At 46.9% G+C, this 22,936-nt stretch carries 12 protein-coding genes; 1 reads left to right on the forward strand and 11 read right to left on the reverse strand.

Translation table 11 applies throughout. The annotated features are described in order from the left end of the window. Nucleotides 1–7: 7 nt before the first annotated feature. From H5T88_07130 to H5T88_07165, 8 genes are all read right to left on the reverse strand, one after another. Nucleotides 8–3,676 carry a hypothetical protein gene (locus H5T88_07130; GenBank protein ID MBC7330116.1) on the reverse strand — a complete coding sequence of 1,223 codons (3,669 nt, stop codon included), beginning with the start codon at nt 3,674–3,676 and terminating at the stop codon, nt 8–10. A gap of 48 nt (nt 3,677–3,724) precedes the next feature. Next, the gene (locus H5T88_07135; protein ID MBC7330117.1) at nt 3,725–5,698 is read right to left on the reverse strand and encodes a CehA/McbA family metallohydrolase; all 1,974 of its coding nucleotides are present in this window, start codon (nt 5,696–5,698) and stop codon (nt 3,725–3,727) included. A 3-nt stretch (nt 5,699–5,701) separates the two neighbouring features. Next, nucleotides 5,702–7,099 (reverse strand): hypothetical protein, encoded by a 1,398-nt coding sequence (locus H5T88_07140; GenBank protein MBC7330118.1) that lies wholly within the window; start codon nt 7,097–7,099, stop codon nt 5,702–5,704. A gap of 113 nt (nt 7,100–7,212) precedes the next feature. Then, nucleotides 7,213–7,938, reverse strand: a complete 726-nt coding sequence (locus H5T88_07145) for a prepilin-type N-terminal cleavage/methylation domain-containing protein (GenBank protein ID MBC7330119.1) — start codon at nt 7,936–7,938, stop codon at nt 7,213–7,215. 592 nt (nt 7,939–8,530) lie between these two features. Further along, on the reverse strand, nt 8,531–9,454 hold the full coding sequence (locus tag H5T88_07150) for a metallophosphoesterase (GenBank protein ID MBC7330120.1): 924 nt from the start codon (nt 9,452–9,454) through the stop codon (nt 8,531–8,533). A 12-nt stretch (nt 9,455–9,466) separates the two neighbouring features. Continuing rightward, on the reverse strand, nt 9,467–13,810 hold the full coding sequence (locus tag H5T88_07155; protein MBC7330121.1) for a beta-galactosidase: 4,344 nt from the start codon (nt 13,808–13,810) through the stop codon (nt 9,467–9,469). A 41-nt stretch (nt 13,811–13,851) separates the two neighbouring features. Then, entirely contained in the window at nt 13,852–14,085 is a 234-nt protein-coding gene (locus H5T88_07160; protein MBC7330122.1) for a hypothetical protein, read from the reverse strand. Nucleotides 14,086–14,169: 84 nt separating this feature from the next. After that, nucleotides 14,170–16,542 (reverse strand): alpha-N-arabinofuranosidase, encoded by a 2,373-nt coding sequence (locus H5T88_07165; protein MBC7330123.1) that lies wholly within the window; start codon nt 16,540–16,542, stop codon nt 14,170–14,172. A 145-nt stretch (nt 16,543–16,687) separates the two neighbouring features. Here H5T88_07165 and H5T88_07170 point away from each other — a divergent pair, with 145 nt between their 5' ends. Then, the gene (locus tag H5T88_07170; GenBank protein MBC7330124.1) at nt 16,688–18,070 is read left to right on the forward strand and encodes a VCBS repeat-containing protein; all 1,383 of its coding nucleotides are present in this window, start codon (nt 16,688–16,690) and stop codon (nt 18,068–18,070) included. A 31-nt stretch (nt 18,071–18,101) separates the two neighbouring features. Here the strand turns inward: H5T88_07170 and H5T88_07175 are convergent, their stop codons facing one another. Genes H5T88_07175 through polX form a run of 3 tightly spaced genes read right to left on the reverse strand, consistent with a single transcriptional unit; the run spans nt 18,102 to nt 22,916 of the window. Next, entirely contained in the window at nt 18,102–18,644 is a 543-nt protein-coding gene (locus tag H5T88_07175; GenBank protein MBC7330125.1) for a cob(I)yrinic acid a,c-diamide adenosyltransferase, read from the reverse strand. After that, on the reverse strand, nt 18,641–21,187 hold the full coding sequence (locus H5T88_07180) for an adenosylcobalamin-dependent ribonucleoside-diphosphate reductase (protein ID MBC7330126.1): 2,547 nt from the start codon (nt 21,185–21,187) through the stop codon (nt 18,641–18,643). Before H5T88_07180 ends, H5T88_07175 begins: the two co-directional genes overlap by 4 nt. A 19-nt stretch (nt 21,188–21,206) precedes the next feature. Next, on the reverse strand, nt 21,207–22,916 hold the full coding sequence (polX, locus tag H5T88_07185) for a DNA polymerase/3'-5' exonuclease PolX (GenBank protein ID MBC7330127.1): 1,710 nt from the start codon (nt 22,914–22,916) through the stop codon (nt 21,207–21,209). Nucleotides 22,917–22,936: the final 20 nt, after the last annotated feature.

Below are 22,936 nucleotides of genomic sequence, written 5' to 3' on the forward strand. Positions count from 1 at the left end.
GCGATTCCTACTTCAATCTATAGGCGAAAACTTCACATCCGCAAGCGAGAATCGCCTCGTCTCCCTCCCAATTCAATGGATAACTCCTCAACACCTTCCCCTCCTCATCTATTTCCTCAACGCTTTCCGCCCTCTTCACTTGCCAGGGAAGGGCGTTCCAATTGATTCTCACATTGAATTGCTGACTATCGGGAAGGGGCACGAGGAGAAGTGCATCTCCTTCCTTCGTCAATCTGAAAGCCCCATTCGTCCTTATACCCTGAAAATCTATCATCTTGCCTTGCGGGTTCAATCTCGCCAAAACGGGGTCCTCTTTCTCCTCCAATGGCGCCCAGCTTATAGAAGTTATCTCGCTCCCGCTTCCCTCCAGCTTTATCTTACCAAGCCTTATTCGCCTCGTTCCATCATCAAATCCCTCCAAACTCGCCCTCTCTCCCGTCTTTGGATCCCACATCCCTACCCTAATCTCGAACTCCTCGCCAGCCTTGAACTTCTCGGGAATGGAAAATCTCGCCGAGCTCCTAATCTTTCCCTCCCATTGGGTCGTGGGAATGGGAGGCTTATGGTCCGCTTGGAACATTATCTCGCCAGCTTTATCAACGAAATGAACGAAGATATGCATATCTTTGGGCATCGGCTTTCCCGCCTCCCAAAGTAGCGTAAGCTCCGCCTCCCTATTTCCCACATATCTCAAAGATTCCAAGCTCACCTTCACCGGTGACCTCCCGCTGACTGGGCGGGCATTTACGAACAACATTGAGGGAGAACGAGACCAATCAACAATCACTCCCTCTTTCCTCTCAATTGCCATTTCCACAACCCCACCTTCAACCGGCACCCTCGCATAAACCCCATATTCGGGTAGGATATGCCCCTCTACCTCCCAATCCTGCTTTCCCCTGTTAACCCATACCTCCCCTCCGTTGTTCCATCTGACGAATTGCCTGTGAATATCGCCATTTACAAATTGGACATCCTCAATATCTTTCAAGGCAAGAGCTCTCATTAAATCATGGAGAAGCCAATATTTGCGAACGACATCCCTTCCGAAGGGAGCAGGAACCATAGCGGGATGTCCAGTGAGGACTTCGGTAGCGATGTAATCGTCGCTATAGATTCCGTGCAAGCGAGAATCAAGACCCGCTACATAGCGCCCCTCATAGCCTGCGCCGTGAAGAGCGAACCTGCTGTGATGCGCCATATCATACCAGGGAATTCTCTCCGCATCCCTGCATCGTATCGGCCAAACAGCCCAGCCATAATAGCCTGGCGGAGGTATATCAACCCTCAAATGATTCGTCTGTCCGCCATCAAGCCAACCAATCAACTGGTCGTGTCCGCTCTCGGAGATTTGGGGAGCGGAATCGCCGAGAAAATCCCTTATCCATGCGAAAGCCTTCCCCCATACCTCTTTTGTGTATAGCCTCGTATAGAACTTACCATCGTGAGTCCAATAATCATAAGGACAAATAGAGGACCAAACATCTATGAAATAGGCTGTGGGAGCGAAGCCCTCCTTTATGAGCTTGAGATTCCTCTCCAAGAAGGGGAAAACCTGGTCCGCTCGCCAGCGATAGGATTGCGCCTTTCTCCCTTCATTGAACCAAGCAGGAACGGGATTGCCCTCGTGGGTGAAAGCTATCTTCTTATAGGAAAAACCCTCCGCATCGGGGTAGAAGTCAATGTAATTATCGTGAGGAGCGAAGAGAACACCATGGCTCTTACAGGTATCCACGAGATAGAGGAAATCTTCAAAGGTGCCTAAATTGGGATTGGGTGGATAGATATCGGGGAGGCGATAATCATATCCCCACCTCTGCCAATTGTGCCAGACGACGATTGAATCAGTCAATCCGTAGCGGAAAGCTCTCTTCAAAGCTTCAGCGCTATCCCTATACATCCCTCCCCATAAATCAAAGACAAAGCGTCCAGCGAGCTTGTTAACTCCTTCCGCAGGTTTCAATCCGTTTATCTCCCGCCAGAGTTTCGCTCCCCGCCAGGCGGTTTCCGCGGGGATGAGAGAAATGACTTGATTATGGGGAGTGTGGAGGGTATAGACCTTTCGCTCTGGTGAAACTTCAAGATTGCTCGGGACCGCATCTACCCCCTCAACCAAAGATAGACCGTTTTTGAAATCTAAGCCGACGAATGAAGTTGATAGCTGATGCCCATCAAACCATAGATTGAAAGCCTTAGGCTCGACGATGACATTTCCTACTCCAGCATAGATTTTCTCCGCCTCCTCGCTCCATTCCCCAAGGGAGATATCCTCAATGTAAACCACGAGCCAGGGGCGTGCGGAAGGCACATTCTCAAGCCAGAACTTAACCCGTAGGGCTCCATTCTCCATCCAGATATCCGTTAATAGGTCGTAATCCCCCAGCCAATTGGAGAATGAATGCCTATAAATCAAATGCCCATCCTTCTGAGTTTTCTTTACCCCTTTAAACGAACTCGCCGAGCGCCAATCGCTAACATCATCTCCTAAGACCCTTACCCTAAACCCATTGAATAAAAGGCTCTTGGAATCGCTTATGAAACCGATGACGGAGTCAAGGATTCCCTTCTTCCCCTCCCAAATCCTCACCTCATAACCTCTTCCACCTATCTCAATACTTCCCAACTTAAGATATTTAGCATCAAGGGGTGGAGGGAAAACAGCCCTTTGTGGCGGTGTGCCAACCAATAAAGTTGGCTCAGCCCAATAAGAATCGTCGCAGGTAGTATCCTTTTTCGGTCCGGGATGGGATTCCAGCTGAAGGCGAATCGCCTCTCCAGCGTATTCGCTCAAATCCACCTCTCCTTCATCCCAAACCTTCGCCGATGTATGTCTCTCATAGACAATCTTGCCCTCCTCTCCATCCGGTGCGGAGAAGGGAAGGACCCTGACCCTGAATGTTACCCCGTCGCTTGGAGGCTCAGTGGGGAGGTTATCCCTTATCGCATTTGCGAAGCGGAGAACAATCGGCTTGCCTTTAGGCAATTTGATGGGAAACTCAATCATTATAGTCCCGGCGAGATTATTGAACCAAGGCGGATGCATCCCAATTACTTCCCTTTCATCTCCCCTTCTCACACGCTCCCTAACTCTACAGCTCGCCCTCGTCCTTGGGTCGGTTCCTGCCATCCCAACAGGGGAAATCTGGGGTTTCTCCCCGAACACCCTCAAAATCACCCTGTAAACGGGAAGACGCCAAAGGGCGAGAGCGCTATCTCTCTTCACCTCAAATGGTTTCCAGGGAATATTTATTTTCGGTTTTGGCGGATTGGGGATATTAGTCCTCAATATGAGGATTGGATGCGCCTCATATTCTCTCCCCTCTACTTTAAAACGAACAAATGCGTGCACGGGATAATGAGCATTGTAGGTTTGGGGGGAAGGCGCGATTTTGAATTCAAGTTTAGCATTGCCCTTGGAAGATACACTGAAGGAAGCCCTTTTAGGCTCCGCCTTCCAATCATCTATCAATCCAATCTCCACATCCCCTTTTATCTCGTTCTCCCCTTTGTTCTCCAATACAACAGAGACCGAAAAGGGTTTCTCAATAGTCGTCAGCTCGGATGGACCTTCAATCCTTGCCGTTATTGGACCCGCTGTATCAATCGGTGGGTCAAAAGCGGCAGCTTGCACAGCTAAAAGTAGCAAGCTTAAAAATGCAAATAAATAAACCTGCATTCCTATCACCTCTCTATCTCAATATTATAATCAATAAAGGATATAACGCTATCCTTTTTTGAACTTCTCTCGCGCTTTCTCATAGCCTCCGGAATAGAGATATCTATGCCCCTCAAATAAAGCCTCAATTTCCCAAAATTCGTTTTGGGGATACCACCAGTGGTCGCCCTCAAAGGGTATCCTTATGTCCCTTATCGCCATCTCCTCGCCGTATCCCCATAATCTCAGCTCCATCTTCTCGCTCTTTAGGTTTAGCAGGGATACTTGTTGGCTTTTTGGATTCTCCCCATCAAAGTAAATCTCATCAGAACTCATTTTTCCGTTCTCCGTTTCCACAATCACCTTATACCACCCGCTCTTGTCCATGGGATAATCAGCCTGGAAGTGAAAGGCTCTCACTGGATTGGGATGCCATACCCATCCCTCTTGATATTCGCCATCCATTTCCATGACGGGAAGCTTGCCAGAGGGAGTAAAATTTCCCCCTTCAGGACTGAATTCCCTCAAGATTTCCCCATCCCGCATAAGCAGAACCCTCTTCAATTTCCCAAGAGATGTGGTTATTATGATATGGGCATAGAATTGAGGACGGAGCTCACAAAGGCGGGTGAAATTTCCAATTTCCATGGCTATCAAGCTCGCTCTTGGATTTTGAGAGTTTGGCTTTGAGAAATAAATTGGGCTTGTTATCGCCCAATTCCCCCTTTCATCCTCAACCCTCGCGATATACCAAGCGCTTTCCCCTTCCTCAATATCAAAAATAAATGACGTCGTGTATTGAGAATATGATACGAATTCCGCCTCCTTTAAGAGGTCAGCGTAAATTCTCCCCTTCCTGATTATCTCAACTGACTTCAAGGGATGAAGATGATGGATTTCCAACTTGCCTCTGTATTTATACTTCGCGCCGATTTCTATGACCTCGCCAACCTCTTTGCCCTCAATATTTAAGAAAGGGAAAATGGGACCGCCATTTGTTGCAAAGGTTCTCCCTTCGCGAATAGCATCAACAATTGATTTGTAATCCAACTTCCCTGCCTTAGCGTAAACCCTTCTCGCCCCCGGCGGTATTGTCTCTTTCCTCAAAAGGACCGCATCGGTGGAACCGCTGACCGCGACTTTATTCCCGAGATTCAGTATGGCGAACCAAATCAATTCCTCCGCTCTATTTGATATATCAAATGCATCGGCGCACTTGCCCAGAATCGCATCGCAAAGGCTCTCCGTTGCCCCCATCCAGTGAAGACGAGGAAGGGGCGATGTATGGGTGTAAATCACCGCTCCTCCAAGCTTGTGAACGATTTCGCAGAGATATTGAAAGGGAAGCACCGTTCGCCTCATCTTGCTTAACTCCTCATTGGGGATGGGGTTCTCTATCCCTGGAGTGTTGGCGTGTCCGGTGAAGACGCCGGTGTGAATCTCGCTTGCGGAACGGAAAAGGAAATCTGCCCTGCTCAACTCCTCCTCAAATCCCCATTTCCCATCGGATTCCGTGATGTAATCCAAGCCCTCTGCCCTCGCTTGGAGGGCGGTGTAATGCTCGTCCACTTTTATATCTCCTGTAGGGTCGTGCCTAGTGTGAAGATGATTGTCCCCACAATACCATCCTTCTCTCTCGGGCGAAAACCATTTTTTCAGCTTAGCGCGAATCAGAATCTTCTCTCCTGCTTTAACGGATATCTTCATATCCAAGGGTAGATAATTTGGACCGCAGTAGATGTTTATTTCCGTTTCTCCCGGCGGTGATTCCAGGCTGAACTTCCCCTCAACATAAAATCTTCCATCCGAATAGAGCCCTCTTCCCACAACATCTATCTTTTTCCCATCGCTCGCCGTCGCTATAACCCTTGCGGGAAGGGGAAAAAGCTTTTCTGTATCCAAAATCTCCACTTCTATTAACCCCTTATCCATCTTTTCAAATCCCTCTTTCCCCAGAACTTGAAATTCGCTTTTGGATGCTGAAACATCACCCATCCCCTTGAACTCAATAGAGAAGGCGAAAAAGAGGAAAATCAAGAACATCGCTCAACGGAAGCGTAGGGAATAGATATCCGCATCAAGCATTACGAATCTCAACCTGATGATTTTACCCTCCAGTGAGCTCAAATCCTTCCTTCCCTTCCACCGCACAACGCCCTCTATCTCGTCGCCATATATCGTTTCGCAATCCTTAAGGGAGAAACCGGGTATAGGCTCGCCTCTCTCGATTAGGATTTCCACAAGGATTTTGCCTCCCGCCGATGTTGAGTAGTTAAGAACAAGCTCCTTACCCTTGAATTTTAACGGATGGGTGATAAATTCTCCCCCGGGATAGGAAGCGTGGACTGAAACGAAGCCATCCATTCTAAGGGTGAAGCGCCTGAGACAATTTCCCTCTTGAGAATATCCCTCGCTGGAGTAAATAGAGAGCTCGTCGGGGGCATTGGCAAGCTTTGATTTCGTCACCAATATTCCCCAGGCGGTCATATTGTTCCGATTAACCCACCGCTGGGGTTGAGGTCCAGGGCGAATGAAAGCTTCAAGCCATCTATGCCAGTGAATTCCATCCCTACTCGTCATAAAGACCCCATCTGATAACCCTCCGGGAATCTGCTTCTGACGCTCGGGGAAAAATCTCTTGGGAAAACCGAGGTAAATGTGGGGAGCGCGGAAATAGGGAATGATTGCGTTTGTATAAAGATGCTCTTTTGGAACGGAACCGTAATCAAGAAATTGTGGCTCGCTCCAATTGAGAAAATCCTGGGAGGTAGCAACCATTATGTCCCTATAGCCCTCGCGAAATGCCCTGTAATATGCGACATAACATTTCTTCACTTCGTCCCAAAAAGCAAGATTTTGGGAATCAAAGGCACCCTTCATTAAGACGGGTTCATTTTTCATCAGCCTCCAATGGATTCCATCGGGAGATTGGAAAGCATAAAGTCCTCCCTCGCCCAATCCCAGAGCCTTATAACGAGCCTCAGGAGGGCAATTGGGGGTTTTATCCTTGAAAGGAGTGAAATTGTGGGTGCCTATTCCCTGCCAAACGATGTTGTTTTTCTTTGACCCGTTGAACTCAAACAAACCTAACTCGGGTTTAACCCAGTGAATTCCATCTTTGCTTTCAGCATAACAGGTGAACTCGGGATGCTTTTTCTTAGAAGTCTCCGGGTCATGGGAAGAACCTCTATAATACATGCGAAAAATGCCATCATCTTCAAATACGGTTACATATGCTGAGGTATTTCCTTCCCAGGGCTTATCAAAGATTATGGCGACCTCCTGAGGTATTGGATGGTGTAGTTTGAGGGAGACTCCTTCCATCTTAGCTATGAGCCAATCGTCAACGAAGAGCTCCAAATTTGAGCCTATATCTCTTACCGGTTCCTCATCTTGAGGCTTAGTAGCTCCCGCTAAGGAAAGGAACCAAAAGCAAGCAAGCATTATACTTTTTAAGGCATATCCCATATTTGATATATATTATATCATAAATGAAAATAGGGGGGCTCCCCTTAAGGGGAGCCCCCTATTTTCTGATTTAAAGCGGGATAAACTCTCTACATTCCATAATCCTCAGCATTTCTGCATAGAGGGTCTATGTAGATATTAGTATTACGATTTCCACTTGCGTCCATCTGCCCATCCCAATCGGGAACCTGCTCCCGCTTGAACGACTTCACATGCCCATCCACAAAGGCAATGTTAGCGGTATCGTTATGGCGAAAAGCAACCAAATGCCTCTGGTGGTCAGGCTCTTCCGGCAATGTTTGCCCACCCCAACAACAGCCATTCCTTTGAGAAATGGGATGCCATACCACATGGCATTCGCCAAACATCAATACTTTGGATGGTTGTGCGATTGAGGCAAGCGATACACCATGCGGGAACCAAAAATCCGGACCCAAGCATTTGTTCCAACCATAGCTCCAATCTTGCAATTCTAAAGGTGGCTGACCCTTGCTGGGGCATATCATAATCGCCTCGTTCTTAATGTAAGGGTAAATCCCTGCGTGCCGGTAGAGATATTGAACCGCCCAGCAACCAGGAGTTGGAGAACCACAATAAGCGTCAGCTGTTAGGAAGAAATGCTCGTCCCAATCCTGAGCATACATCAACGCAGCGGTTGCCAGGTTCCTCATATTGCTCATACATTGGCTCTTCCTAGCCATCTCTCTCGCCCTTGAGAAAACCGGAAACAGAATGGCGGCGAGAATTGCTATGATAGCTATAACCACTAGTAATTCAATTAAGGTAAAACCTCTCTTTTTACTTTTCTTTATCACTTTCTATAACACCTCCTTTTTATTCTTTATTGCCCCCAATCTTCAGTTTCTCCGGTCTTTCCGGCGAGGGAGAAGCAGGGGCAAAGGCTCCTCCCTCCTTTCTAAACACTTGCTTGGCACCACCCCTTTTCATCTACGCTCATAAAAGAAGGGGGTCCAAGCCTATCTGATACTCGGACCTCCCTTAAAACCTTTGAGGAAAGAACAAAGATATCAGAAAGCGAGTTCTCTCCCCTTCTTAGAAGGGTTCTTCTTCTCCAATTTTTAAAAATATCCATAAACATTTTTTCATCTACTAAAGTATAGGTACCTCTTTCTTTATCCCGGATATATCTATAAATATCTTACAACACGAAAACACCCTACGCAACTTTTTTAATATTTGGGCTTTTTAAATAAAGCAATTTTGAACTTGTATGCTAACTATTAATTCCTCACCTCGTTATTTTTTCTTTTAAAATGCTATCAAAGGATAAAAGAATAGCCCGATTTGTTATAATTGATTCTTTAAATAACCTTTTAAAGGCAAGGTAGAAGTTCTTGGCGATCCCCTTTTTCTAACCCACTTCCGCTTTAGGAAACAAACTTCAAATCATTTACCCTTCCCTATAATCTCAAAAAGGGTAATCTCAGGGCGGGAGCAGAAGCGAAGGGGTAGCCCTTCAGTTCCTATGCCGCGATTCACATACAAAAGCGTCTCCCCAACCCTATACAGTCCCCTCTCATATTTTTTCCCATATTTTGAAAATGTCAACACTGCGCCATAAAACGGGATAGCAACTTGACCGCCATGCGTATGTCCAGCGAGATAAAGGTCTATATCGTAAGCATTTAAATCCTCAATCAAATCGGGATAATGAAAGAGTAGAATAGTGAAATCGCCACGAGCTCTCATAGCAAGGGCTTGGAGCAAAGCCGAATCATCGTTCACATCCAATCCCGCTATGTAAATATTATTGCCCGAAATGGAAATCCTTTCCCCTTCCCCCATCAGCATTTTAACTTTTAATCCCTTGAAAATGTCAACATTGGACGCAACCCCCGCATCCCAATTTCCCCTAACAGCATATATTCCGTATTTTACTTTTAGCTCTCCAACCATCTTTCTAACCGCATCAAGAGCCTCTATTTTATTTATATAATCGCCGGTTAGGCATATTATATCGGGATTGAGAGCATTCACAATTGAGGGAAGCCTCCTCTCATTCTTGTTCCATCCCTTGCTATGGATATCGGAAAGCTGAACAATGACTATTTTTGAACCAGTTTTGAGCTTCGGAGTTTCAATCCTAATTCTGCTCACATCTATCCAATATGGCTCAACGAAATAAGCATATAGGAGGCTTAGGATGAGAAGGGAAAATAAAAAGGTGAAAATCCAGCGAAGCCAGGGATTGGCAAATTGGCTCTCCTGCCTTTTCCCAATCCAAGCCCACAAAACCGCTATCTCAACCCCTATTATCGTGAGAACTCCGAACAAAACCAGGAAAAGCCTTATCCTCTCCTCAACTGACAAACCAGTTCTCCATCATTCAAGTTTCATCAATTTATCCAGATAATTCCTTGCCTTTTTTAAATCGTCGCTTAGGAGAACGAGGGAGAATCTCTCAGCGGGAGAAATCTCTACCGCTATCTTACCTTCTTTCTGGCTTATTCTGGGAGAGGAAATCTTCCTCCAATTCCCTTTCTCCACCTCCCCACTCTCGCCAATCAGTTTCGTCTCATCCCTTCGCAAAATCTCCACTTTCCCCTCCTCCAAGGGGATGAACAGAAGAGCGGAGGAGGAATCAATTCCCTTCCCATCAAGGGAGATAAGGATGAAATGCCCCTCGCCATTGACGATTTCCCTCCCCTTGATTTTAACCTTTCCTTGCCCTTCCACAGCGAGAGGTTCACCCTTTGATGATAAATGGATGAATCCCGTTGAACGCTCGGATAGCTCCATCTCCACTCCTTCCCATTTGTAACTTCCCGCTTTCCCATAGTTCACTAGGGTCAAAGTCCTCCCACCCTCAAGCGTAGGGATGGAAAAGGCAAGAAGCTCGGGATTCTCGGGCTCAACGGCTAAGCCCTCTATTTTTGCCATCCGCAAAACATCTTTATAAAGTCCATAAACCTCCCCCTTCATCTCCACAGGTTCCTCCACATAAAATATCTCCCCCTTCCCCAATCTAATTCTTGTAATGCCATTTTCTTCCTCCCCCTCAATCCCTTTAAGCCTTTCACCTTTCGCCTTCTTGAAGTTCTCATCTCTATCAATCTCTCCGCTAATGTAAAGCTTCCCTCCACCGCGAACGAAATCCATCAGGATGGTAAACACTTTATCGGAGATGGCGTAGGGGGAAGGATAGAGGATAAGTTCCGCATCTTTTAAGAGAGGGAGTTTGTCCTCGGTTATAATCTCAAAATCCACTTTCAATTGGAGAAGCGCCTTTATAGCTCTGCGGAAGGCATCGTGAAAGCGCATCCTCTGGCCTGAGAAAAATCCGATTTGAGGAGTGAGGAGATAAACTTTGGGCTTCTGGTATTTCGGCTGAATTGAACCGAAGAGAAGCGCCATAGCGCGCATAATATAGCCTGCCTGGCGAGGGGAGCGGTCGGCGTGAACGAGACCACAGGGGAAGATTCCCTCCATAGGGTCTCGCCAATGCCAACTGTTGAGGAAAGAAGCTCCTTCCCCAAACGCTATATGAGTTAAAAAGAGAAAGCGACGATTATATTCGTTGGTCGGCTCGTGTCCATATCCCTCAAAACCGGGATGGTTTTTTGCTCCGCACTCTCCAACGCTCAGCGGCTTCCCTAGCCACTGCATATCTATTTCCTTTAATTCCAGAGGGAAAACCGTTAAATCGCCATAGTAGTGGCGGTTGGTATAATCCATATCCTCAGAGAGCAAAATCGGGTCGTGGATGACATCTCCCCAGCCAAATCCCTGCAAACAGCCAACTGTTATGAGAAGCCAAGGGTCGGATTTCTTCATCGCTTCATAAAGCCTATCATACCAATTCTTCTCCCAGCGAAGATAGAATTCCGCTGTATCCCTTGCCCTCACATCGTTAACATCGGATGAGAGGGATTTTACCGCTATCTCCTCAAAGCTCTTTTCCTCCAATTTATCTCCCCACACCTCTTTCAATTTTTCAAAACTTCCATACTTTTCCCTCAGATATCTTTGAAACTCCATTCTATGCTGGGGTGAATCCTCCCTCCGCAGAGAGGGTTCATTGCAGAGGTCAATGGTTATAAGCTTGACCCTCTTATACCTCTCAGCTATCTCCCGTGCGGTTTTCTCCTCTTCCTCCAAAGCGTTCCTATCAAGGGAGTTCCAGAGGTTAGGAGAAGCGAAGAAAATTATGTTGTGCTTTTGGGCGAGATAGACAAGAGCGTCATTAGCCCTCTTTGCCCTCTCTGTTTCCCTCTGAGTGAAAGGCCAGAAGACACGGGATATGTGGAAGCCCCAGTCCTCCATTAGCTGGAAATCCCTTTCCCAAGCAAGCGGAGAACAGGCGGTCACGCTATCAATCTGCCCCCACCACTCCTGTGCCCCCACTATGAATTTTGGCTTACCGCCGAAAAATAAATATGAATCTTTTATAAGCGGTCTTTTGCCCTTCATAAGATTTTCCTGCCAAATGACGAAAGCGTCCTCCATTTCGTCTATCTTGTTCCCATTCTCCCAAAGCTCGCATCCAAGATAACAGAAATCCCTCTTTTCCTCTTTGGAAATGGGATATTCTTGGGATATCTGCCTGATTTCTCCACTCTTAACCTCCACATCCATTTCCCTCACCCATTCTTCTTTTCCTTCCTCAAACCCCAATTTAAATCTCACCCTGAATTTCCCATCATTTCTTCCCATATTCGCTATCCAAACTCTCAAATTAGCCGTTTCACCCGGACGATAACAAGCCCATTCCGTTCCCGCTCCATATAGATAAGTCTTCTTTATCAAGCTCTCCGCTAAACGAGGGAGGTAGGGAAGAAGGGCGTCCTTTGTGAACAGATTCTTGTTGTCCACACCGAATATAGCCCAGCTTGAGCCCTTATAATAGCCATCGTAGTTATGGATTATGCTGGCAAGATATCCCCTGAAGCGTCCCTGGGAATCAAAGGCATAAAGGAGCGGTAGAATGCGAGCGACATTGGGACCGAAGCCGTGCCCCGCTCCCTTGCCAATTGGTCCCACAGCAGCGAAGCCAGTGAATGGTCCCTTTAAAGCGAAATCGCTAGGGATAATCATCTGCAGGGAAGCTGGTTTAGCTAAATCGGCGTTCTCAAGGGGATGGGAAGGGTCGAAAACCCCTATCTGCTCGGGATTTGGCCACATCGCATCCTGAAGCCTTCCAAAGCGGGTGTTAATTACCTCCTGAAAGAGGATTTCCTCACCCCTCAAATCTGCTAAAATATTTATGTCCTTTATAAAAAATTTGTAAGCTTTCCCCTCTTGTTCGGTCTCCACGGAGATGCCGAAGGAAAGATGGTCGGCATTCTCCGGGCGGAAATGGTCCCCCGCTATACCTCTTCCCACTGAGGGATTATCTGGCCAGTATTGAAGGTCGGCTATTGATATGTAATATTCCTTCCATTCTGATGTAAGCTCAACCCCAGAGCGCCAGCGAGAGCCATCCTTTTCCTGCCACTCAAAAAACAGCTTTTTAACCCCTTCTCCCTTCGCCTTGAAATTAGCGATTATGAAATTTGAAGGAAAGGCAGAAGGATTGACCGGTGGTGAGGAAATCGTCACCCAACCCCTCAAATCATCCACATCTACTTCCAAGAAGTTCTCGCCCTCTTCATCTTTATCCAATTTGAAGGAGGCTTCTCCCGCTGGGAAGCCCAAAGTCCATTTCTCATCTTGTGATAGGGAGAAAAGGGGATGTTTTTCCCCCTTGGGGATGGGGAGTTTTTCCTTCTCATACCAATTGCCGTCAACGAAGAATAGGGGCTTATCAAAGGCATATCCTCCAATAGTTATCATACTTCCGCCCTCGCTCAAGAACTGCCTCACTGCTTGGGTTGCCTTGGCGGGGAAGTATGGACCATAGGGGAGGATTAAGAGGTCGAAATTTTTGGCGGAGAGAAGCGAGGGGTTTGAAAGCTCCTCAGCACCAAGAAGATAGGGGGAAAAGCCAGCCTCTTTTAAAGAGGAATATAATTCTTCAATGGAGGGAGTTCCATCAGTTTTGGGGAAATTAATTTCAGAAAAAATCGCTACATCCTTACCGATTTCCCTTTTAGATTTTATCCTCTCCATAAACTCACTCCCTTTCTCTTCCATTTTCCTAAGCTTTTCGCTGATTTCCTCATCGTAGATTGAAGGCGAATACTCACTCGCTTCATCTCCCATCTCCAATTGAACATCGTCAAACCAAGCGGTGCCATAGCCGTGAATCAGAAGGATAACCGCCACCTTGTTCGCTCCTCTGGGAACCACCGCCGTCGTCTCTATCCGTTCCCAGTCGCTATCTCCAATAATTTTCTTCTCGCTATCCTTATAGGAAATCCTTGTATCACCTGAGAAGAAACTGATTGAGCAATAAGCCCCTACTCCACCTCCTACGCCACTCGTCTTAACGAAGGCACTGAAGGTCAAATGCTGATTTGAGGCACGAATGGGAAATTCCTGATAGGCTGAATACCAACCAAGGGGCGCATCCTTAGGGATGGAAATGCGAAGTGAAAATCTTCCCGAGTGAAAAACGCTTGCATCAGTAACCGCTTCGCCGTTAGATGGTAGATTGAAACGCCAATTAGTGGGAGGAACTCCTTTTAGAGGGAATTCAAAGCTTGAGTTAGGGAGCAGATTCAATGGCAAGCAATGAAACGAAGCAACAACCAACAATAGGGCAATAAACCCAAAATTTGCCCTCATCAACCTCGCCATTCCTTACTGGCTAGCTCAAGAACGATATTCTATACTCCCTTTGAGATGATGAGCATGAGGGCTTTGTAGAGCCCGAAGCCGAAGAAGAGGAGCCCGAAACCCATTAAGATGATAGGTAGAACGATGCTGGGAGCGGTTACACGACTGCGAGGGAAGCCGTATACTTGCACGCGCAATATCAAAATCAAAACCAAGAGCACAAGACCTAGCGCCAATATCGTGAAACCTTGTGCAGCTATGATAAAAGCCTGTAGATAATTCATGTGGTTAAACACCCCTTTCGGGTAATTTCTGAATCTATTTTACAACAAATGATAAATCAAGCAAGAAAAATTTCACTTTGTATATCATTTCGCTTCCTTCAACTTTAAAACTGTAAGGGAATAAGGAGGCAGGCTGATTGTAAATCTATTGCTAACTCCCTCTATAATCTTGCTTATCGGTGCAACACGCCTCGGCTGGGAGAAGCTGTTCTCCTCATCGGGGGAATTGCCCGTGAGGATTACCATTTCCCCTTGCTTCTCCAGCCTCCCGCCGTTGAGTTCGAGCTCGCCGTTCTGCCACTTATCGCTCGTGTTCACTATTTTGATGAAGACCTTCCCGCTATTTGTATCTTTTGTGGCGGAAGCAAGGACAGGAGAAGGCATTCTCTCCTCTATCTCGTGTATTAGCTTGCCATCCAGATAGCAACTTATCTTATTGCCCTTTATCTCTATTTTGATGTCATACCATCGCCCAGTTTCCACGCTTCCCTCCACCGTCTCGCTGACAATGCTCTTGCCTCCACCCACACATCTCTCTATCGCATGGCGGGTATTCCCCCAACCACCTATATTCCACCAATACCAGTTGTTATCATCCTTCACAGCGAACATAATGAGGAATCCCTCAGCACCACCCAACTTCCTCGCCTTTAGGCTTATCGTATAATCGCTCCAATTGACATCTCCATAAACAATTCTTACATCCGTTTCAAGGGATTTCTGTTGGAGAGAATAATCCCTCACTTCCCAATCGCCGCGCACGACCCTCCATCCTTCCAATCCCTTTGAGAAATCTGCTCCAAATATCAATTTATCCTCTTTATACACCTTCAAATCCTTGAATTCCGCTTGGGTAAGCCAAGTTCCCAAGCCAATTGCTCCCTTTAGAACGGGCTTCTCATCCTCCATTCGCACCTCAACGGGAAGAACAACATCTCCCCTATTTTCGCTGAACAACATCTGAACATAATAGGAGGGAGTGCCGTAGACATTCGCGTTATCAAAACAGATTAAGTCAGGATTCCATCTTCTGTCGTTCACATTGACGAAAAGGGGAGCATAAGAAGCCATGATAACAATATCGCTGTTTCTCTCCAATCCAGTCATAAAGGCAGCCTCGCCTATGGCTGCCCTCAAATTCCCCGTCCCGCAGTTTTGGGTTACCGCATACTCTCCGACGAAAATGCTCGGTCCATTGCGGTCGTATTTATCATAACGAGTGGAATTAGCTATGAACCACTCAGGGGAATTATAATAATGCTCATCAACGATTTCCATAGGAGCGCTTTTAACTGGCACATTCGCGATTAAAGTCAATTTAGGATACTTCTCTTTTATGGCTTTATAAAATAAAGCATATCTTTCCTCATAAGCTGGTCCCCAATTCTCGTTTCCGATTTCAACGAAGCGTAGCTTGAAGGGATGGGGATGCCCGTTCTTCTCCCGTAGAGCCCCCCATTTGCTCGTGGTCGGACCTATGGCATATTCAATAGCCGCAAGGGCATCCTCAATCCATTCATCCATCTTCTCAAGGGGAGCAATTTCCTGATGGGACATCCCACAATTGACAGCGAGTATCGGCTCCGCTCCCAGCGCCTCGCATAAAAGCAGATATTCGTGAAGCCCGAGCCCCTCCGTCGTCCTATAACCCCAGAGATTCCATCTTCCCGGTCTTTCCGCTATATCCCCGATGGTATTCCGCCAGCGTAACGCATGGTCAAGCCGCTCTCCCTCAACGAAACAACCGCCAGGAAATCTGACGAAGGACGGCTTCAAATCCGCAAGCATCTGCATAAGGTCGGAACGAAAGGGCAGACCCTTCCACCTATCCCTTGGCATAAGGGAAACTACATCCAGCCAGAGAGTTCCCAGAGAAGTCAAATAAATGACCAGGCGTGCGGAAGGGAAGGAATCCTCAGCGTGAAGGACAACCTGAAACTTCTTCCAACTTGAATCAATCCCCTGAATGCGGGACTGAGCGTAGACTATTCCGCTTGGATGTTCCAAACTTACAAGTATATCGCCCCTATAATTCCCATTACAGCGAGCATAAAGGGATAAATCGTAGAGCTTCCCTTTTTCTATCTTTATTCCCCAAAAGCCGGAGTTCGCAACACCTAGCCGTCCTCTCCCCAATTTTTTAACCGAAATCTTTAAGGAGCGAGGATTAGAGGGATTAAGGGGATGAGAGGAATCAACGGATATTTCTCCTTCTGCTTCCCCCTCCTGAACTATATACCAACCAATCGGGGCATCTCCTTCTTCAAAATCCCTGTTTCTCACCAATTCAGCATAGAGCCCACCTTCCCCTGCGTGATTGATCTCCTCAAAGAAGATACCCCAGAGAAGAGGGCTCACTTTATGCAGCGGTTTCTGTATATCAACCGAGATAACCGCTTCTCCTGCGAAAAGGGATAAGCCGATTATCAGCAGGAATATAAAGACAAGCTCTCCCATTCTCTCAACTCCTTTTGCCGGGGAATTTTTTCCATTATATCAAAGAAACCAAAATGAGGAAAGAAATTTGTATACCTTATACATTTATTTCAAATGAGTAACAGAATTAGCCCTAAGGGTGTCTAAATTAGTGAGGTAAATGGATATGAGCAAAAATTTATTTGCTAACATTCTTCTCTCTTTGGCTGTAGCATTATCAGCCCAAAAAGTGAAACAAGCGAACCACCTTACGCCGTATCCAAGAAATCCCTTCATTATCAAGATAGATTTCCCTCCTGTTGAGGATAGCGGCGGTGGCATTATCGTGGCGGATTTGGATGGAGATGGGAAAATGGATTATCTAATCACACGCAAAGGCTATGTAGCAGCCTATCGCTGGGACGGCGGAAAGCTCTGGGTTAAGGAAGTGGATATCCAAGTAGGTGGACCGGCGGAAAAAGTAGGATTGCCAGGTCATCACGGTCCCGGTGTGCAGGCAGGAGATATTGATGGGGATAAAAAGACGGAAGTTCTCTTTCTCACAAGGGATAGCACTCTCCATATATTGGACGGAGTTAGCGGGAAGGGAAAATACGCGATAAAGATTCCCAACCCCGAGGGAACGGATAGATGGGAGCACCTTGTGCTGGTGAATTTGAGAGGCAAAGGGGATAAAGATTTAGTACTACAAGCCACAAATAACAAAGGATACAGGATGGGGCGCTATGTATCAGCTTTTTCCTTGGACGATTTGCTTAAAGGAAGGGTAAAACCTATTTGGCAAAGAAATGATTTCCTCGCTTGTGCACACAACGGACTTAGAGCGGTTGATTTAGATGGCGACGGAAGAGACGAAATCATAAGCGGCTCCATTTTATCACCAGATGGTAAAGAGCTATACAGATTAGAGGTGCGAGGTCATCTTGATAGCGTTTATTTTGGGGATGTCCGCCCCGATATACCCGGCTTAGAGGTAGTTGCGCTTGAAGAAGGAGGAAATCGAACCTTCCTTTACAATGCTAAGGGCTTGATATGGGTAAAGGACTATAAAGGGCAAGAGCCTCAAAACGCAGCTATCGGTGAATTTGACCCAAAGCGTCCCGGCTTGGAGATTTGGAATCGCAGTAGATACAACACTTATCAGAAGCCATGGGTATATGATGCGCTAGGGAATATAATCGCCTCTTACGAATTAAGCGAAGTAGCTCCCCCGGATTGGCCGAAAGAGGGAATAGAGGTAATCAATGCGATTCATTGGGATGGTAGCGGTCGCCAACTTTTATGTGCTATGGACAGGCAAAAGCCGGGTGATGTTGCAATTATAGACCCACTAACTGGTAAGTTCATAGCTCGCTTCAAGGAAAAAGCCGACCGTTTATATGTAGCTGATGTTGCTGGCGATTGGAGGGAGGAAGTTATAGTCCTTTCGGGAAAGGAGCTTCATATCTATCAAAATACCGCCCCTAATCCCAATCTCAAGAGGGAACGCCTCTGGAAGAATCAATGGTATAGACGAAGCAAAGCGGTCTGGAACTACTATTCGCCTTGATTTAAAGAAAAGAGCCCGCTCCTATAGATGGTCAATATTCTATCCCTTTACGGGGTGCGGTGCCCTTCTGGTAGGGATGCCTTACCATCTTCATCTCCGTTATGAGGTCAGCGATTTGCAAAATCTCCTCAGGGCAATTCCTACCTGTTATCACTATGTCCATCTTTCCAGCGAATTCCTTCAAAAAATCCAAAACCTCTTTTTTATCCAAAAGGGAGAGATTTATCGCCCAAGTCAGCTCGTCCAAGATGAGGAAATCGCATTTTCCCTCTTCCGCCCATCTTCTCGCTAAAGCGAAACCCACCCTCGCCAATTCCCTATCCTTTTCGCTTATCTCCCTTAATCCCTTGAAATCCTTCTCCTTTTCCAAAATCTCTTTTGGGACAGCGAAGCCTTTTTCTCCAAAGGTTTTTAAAAAGAAATTATCCAAATTTGACAAAACCTTCGCCTCGGATGTTGGGAACTTAAGAAATTGAACCATTAGCACTTTCCTCCCCGCCCCAAGCGCCCTTATCCCCATTCCTATTGCGGATGTCGTTTTGCCCTTTCCTTCGCCAGTGAGAACGAATATCATCCCGCAGCGCAAACGCTCCAACCACAATTAGGGCATATCTTACATCCCTCCTGCTGAAGCAGTGGCGTCTGACATACGGGACAAAGCTCCTCATCTTCCGAGACGCTCTTTCCCTCGCTGGGACCAAGCTTCAGGTAAATGGAGGGACCCTTTGCCTTCACATCCCTCATATCCGCCAGCTCTTCTGCTTTCCCCCTGCTCTCTTTCTCCCCACCAAAGGCATAAACGCCCTTTATTGACTTGTATCTGAAAACCGTTATATCCTTACATCCGAGCTCATGGGCAAGAAGGTAAGCCTTCTTTATATCCTCAACAGTTGCACTTGCGGGAAAGTTTATCGTTTTTGAAACGGAAGAATCGGTCCATTTCTGTATCTCAGCGAGCGCCTTTATGTGGTCCTCCGCGGAAATATCAAGGGAAGTAACGAATACACGCTTCAAATGGGGCGGAATATAGGGGAGATTCTGACAGGAGCCCTCGTTCTCTGCGACATCTCTAATTAGCGCCTCGTCAAAAAGCCCTTCCCTTTCCATCAACTTCTCAAACACAGGATTCACATAGTAGAATGTGCCGATTGAAACCCTTTTCTCATAAACGAGGCTGAAATTCGGCTCTACTCCAGCTGAACACCCAGCAATCATAGAGATGCTACCCGTGGGAGCAACGATTGTGGTATAGGCATTTCGCAAGCCATAAGCCTTTATCCCCTCCACAATGCTTTGCCAATCTTGACGCCAGCTCTCCTTTTCATAGAATCCCCTAAAGGGAAGCTTCCCCTCGGGGAAGAAGCTCTTCTTAAAGTAAGGGAAACTACCCCTTTCCTTAGCGAGTTGAATAGAAGCCACCTTTGAGTGGAAGTTGACGAACTCCATCAACCTTCCCATCCAATCCCTTCCCTCTTCGGAATCATAGGGAACCTCTAATTCATAGAGAAGGTCGGCTAAACCCATAATCCCCAAGCCTATTTTTCTCGTGTTTAGGCTCATTTCCTCTATCTCTGGGAGAGGATAATGATTGACATCCAGGATGTTATCAAGGAACTTGGTTGCCAGTTTAATAACTCTTGCGAGGTCATCCCAATCTATTGATACCTCCCTGACTCCATTACGCTCCCTAACCCTTACGAAAGCCCAGAGGTTTATTGAACCGAGGTCGCAGGATTCGTTGGGATATAAAAGCGATTCCCCACAGGGATTAGTTGTCTCAATTGGACCCAGGGTCTTGAGGAAAGGATTGTATTTGTTCGCGTTATCGGCGAAGATGACACCCGGCTCGGCTGATTCCCAGGCTTGATAGGCGATGAGGTCAAACAACGCATGCGGGTCAATGTATCTCATAACCTCACCAGTGCGGGGATTGACAAGTGGGTAAGGTTTTCTCTCCCGATAATAATCCCAGAACTCTGGCTTTATGAGGACGGAGATGTTGAAATTCCTCAACTGAAGATTTCCCCTCTTCGCGGTTATGAATTGCTCTATGTCGGGGTGGTTGGAGTTCAAAATCCCCATATTCGCTCCCCTTCTAATTCCGCCTTGCTTTATTACCTCCGTCATCTTATCAAAGAGGGTCATAAATGTGACTGGTCCGGAAGCTGTTCCCGCAGTGCTCTTGACGAAATCTCCCGCTGGTCTCAGCTTGGAGAAGTTATATCCGACTCCACCGCCGGATTTGAAAATCAAGGCTGCGTTCTTAAGCGTCTCCATAATGGAGTAAAGGCTATCATCTATATCCAAAACGAAGCACGCGAGCCCCATCCCTAATTCCCTGCCGAAGTTGGCGAGAGCGGGCGTATTGGGGAAAAATTTCCTGTCCACCATTATCTGATAATAATCCTCCAGCTCCTTCTCATAATCATCAAACTCGCCCCTGCTCAACATGTCAAGCAATTGGGAAAGGGGAATCTTCACCTTCCCCTTTTTATTAAATCTCTCATACATCCTGAAGAGCGCCTCTATATGAAAAGGATTAAGGAGATACTTGCCTATCCTCAATTTCCCCTCATATTGCGTTGGAGAAAGCTTCTCCTTCGGCAGTGGCTTTCCACCCCTCTGGAAAACCCTCTCATCATACATTATAGATGGCAAAACGACATGGGTCGCCACCCTCTGGAACAGCTCCTTAGGGGATTCTATTACCTTCCCTTGAGGGTCTTTCCTAAGATATCGGGAAGCGAGAACTCTGAGCCCATTTATATCAAACCTCTTATCAACCTCGTCTATCTCTGTTTTATTGAGGATTTGCTGCTTCTCCTTGCGAATTTCCGCCCTTTTCCTTCTATATAAAATATAGGCTTTAGCTACCCTCGCCTTCCCTTCCTCTATTAGGACTGCCTCAACTATATCTTGAACCTCTTCAACTTTAGGAATTTGCCAAGGCTGAAGCTTCTTCTCCAATATCTCCACAACCCTCTTGCTAAGCTTATCAGCGAGCTCGTAGTCGGGCTCTCCCACCGCCTCCATAGCCTTGAAGATAGCGTTTGTTATCTTCTCTCTCTCAAAAGGGACTACCTTTCCATCTCTTTTCTCAATTTTCTCTATTCTCACTTAAAGCACCTCTCTAATTCTATTTCTTGAATATCTTCAGAAGTTCGTCAAGCGGGAGGCAGTTCACGATGTCCTCCTTTTCGAGCCAACCCCTCCTCGCCGTGGAAACGCCATACTCTATGAGATTTAACTGGTCTATGCTATGCGCATCCGTGTTAATTGCGAACTTCACCCCTTTGCCCTTACCAGCCCGGCAGAGTATGTCGGGCAAATCCATCCTATCAGGGAAGGCATTTATCTCCAAAATCGTCCCCGTCCTTACTGCCTCATCTATCAATATCTCACCATCCACCTCGTAAGCATCCCTCTTGCCGATAAGCCTCCCAGTGGGATGCCCGAGGATATCCACGACCTCCCTCTCCATCGCCTTGCAAATCCTCTCCGTCATCACCTCTTTCGGCTGCTTGAAGGCGCTATGAACAGAGGCTATCACGAAATCCAACTGCTCCAAGACCTCCTCATCTATGTCAAGCGTCCCGTCCATCCTTATATTGACTTCAACCCCTGCAAGAACCCTTATCCCTTCCAACTCCTCATTTAATTTCTCTATCTCCTCTTTTTCCTTCAGGATTTCCTCCTCATCCTGCCCTGCTGCCACCCCCAACCCCTTCGTGTGGTCGGCTATCCCTATATATTCATAGCCCATTTCCCTTGCTGCCAAAGCCATCTCCTTAATAGTGAAGTTCCCATCTGAATGTTTTGTATGGATATGTAGGTCTCCCCTTATATCCTTAATCTCCACCAACTTGGGAAGCTTCCCTTCCGCAGCCGCTTCTATCTCCCCTCTATCCTCCCTCAGCTCGGGAGGAATCCATGGCAAATTTAGTGCACCATAAACTTCCTCCTCGGTCCTTCCCGCTATCTTCTCATCCCCTCTAAAAACTCCATATTCGCTGATTTTCAATCCCATATCCTGGGCTATCTTCCTTAAATGAATGTTATGTTCCTTCGAACCAGTGAAGTATTGGAGAGCGGCACCGAAGCAATCCGGCTCCACCACCCTCACATCCATTTGAATGCCCATCTCAGTGATAACGCTCGTCTTCGTCTCCCCTTTAGCTATAACCTCCCGCACAACTGGGAGGGAGACGAAGGCATCCATAACCTCCAAGGGCTGAGTAGAGGTAACCAAAATATCTATGTCCCCTATAGTTTCCTTCATTCTCCTAACAGAGCCAGCGGGCTCTATCTTATCTATTGGCGCCCTTTCCTTCAACCATTCCACTACTTGACGGGCGAATGGCAAGGCGATGCCCAAGGGAACACGCTCACCAAATCTCCTCAATCTCTCTATTCCCTTTAAGATATTCTCCTCCGTCTTCGGACCGAGTCCAGGGAGTTGGCGCAATTTCCCCTCCCTCGCCGCCTGCTCCATCTCCTCTATTGATTTTATTCCAAGCTGATTATAAACGAGCCATGCGGTTTTAGGTCCAACCTCGGGAATCTTGAGAAGTTCAACCACTCCCGCGGGAATGCTTGCCTCCAACTCCTCGAGATAGGAAAGCCGCCCCGTCTCAATGAGTTCCCCTATTTTCTCCGCTATGCTTTTGCCGATGCCGGGGATTTCCTTGAGGCGCCCCTCCCGATAAACCTTCTCTATCGGCTCGGAAAGGGACTCCACAACCAAAGCCGCTTTCTCGTATGCCCTCACTTTGAAAGGATTCTCACCCTTAATATCCAATAGCTCGGCTATGCGATAGAAAATTTGAGCGATTTGAGCGTTGGATATGGGCATAGCCAATCCCCTCC

The sequence above is a fragment of the bacterium genome, from assembly GCA_014360495.1.
Classification (GTDB): domain Bacteria; phylum Armatimonadota; class JACIXR01; order JACIXR01; family JACIXR01; genus JACIXR01.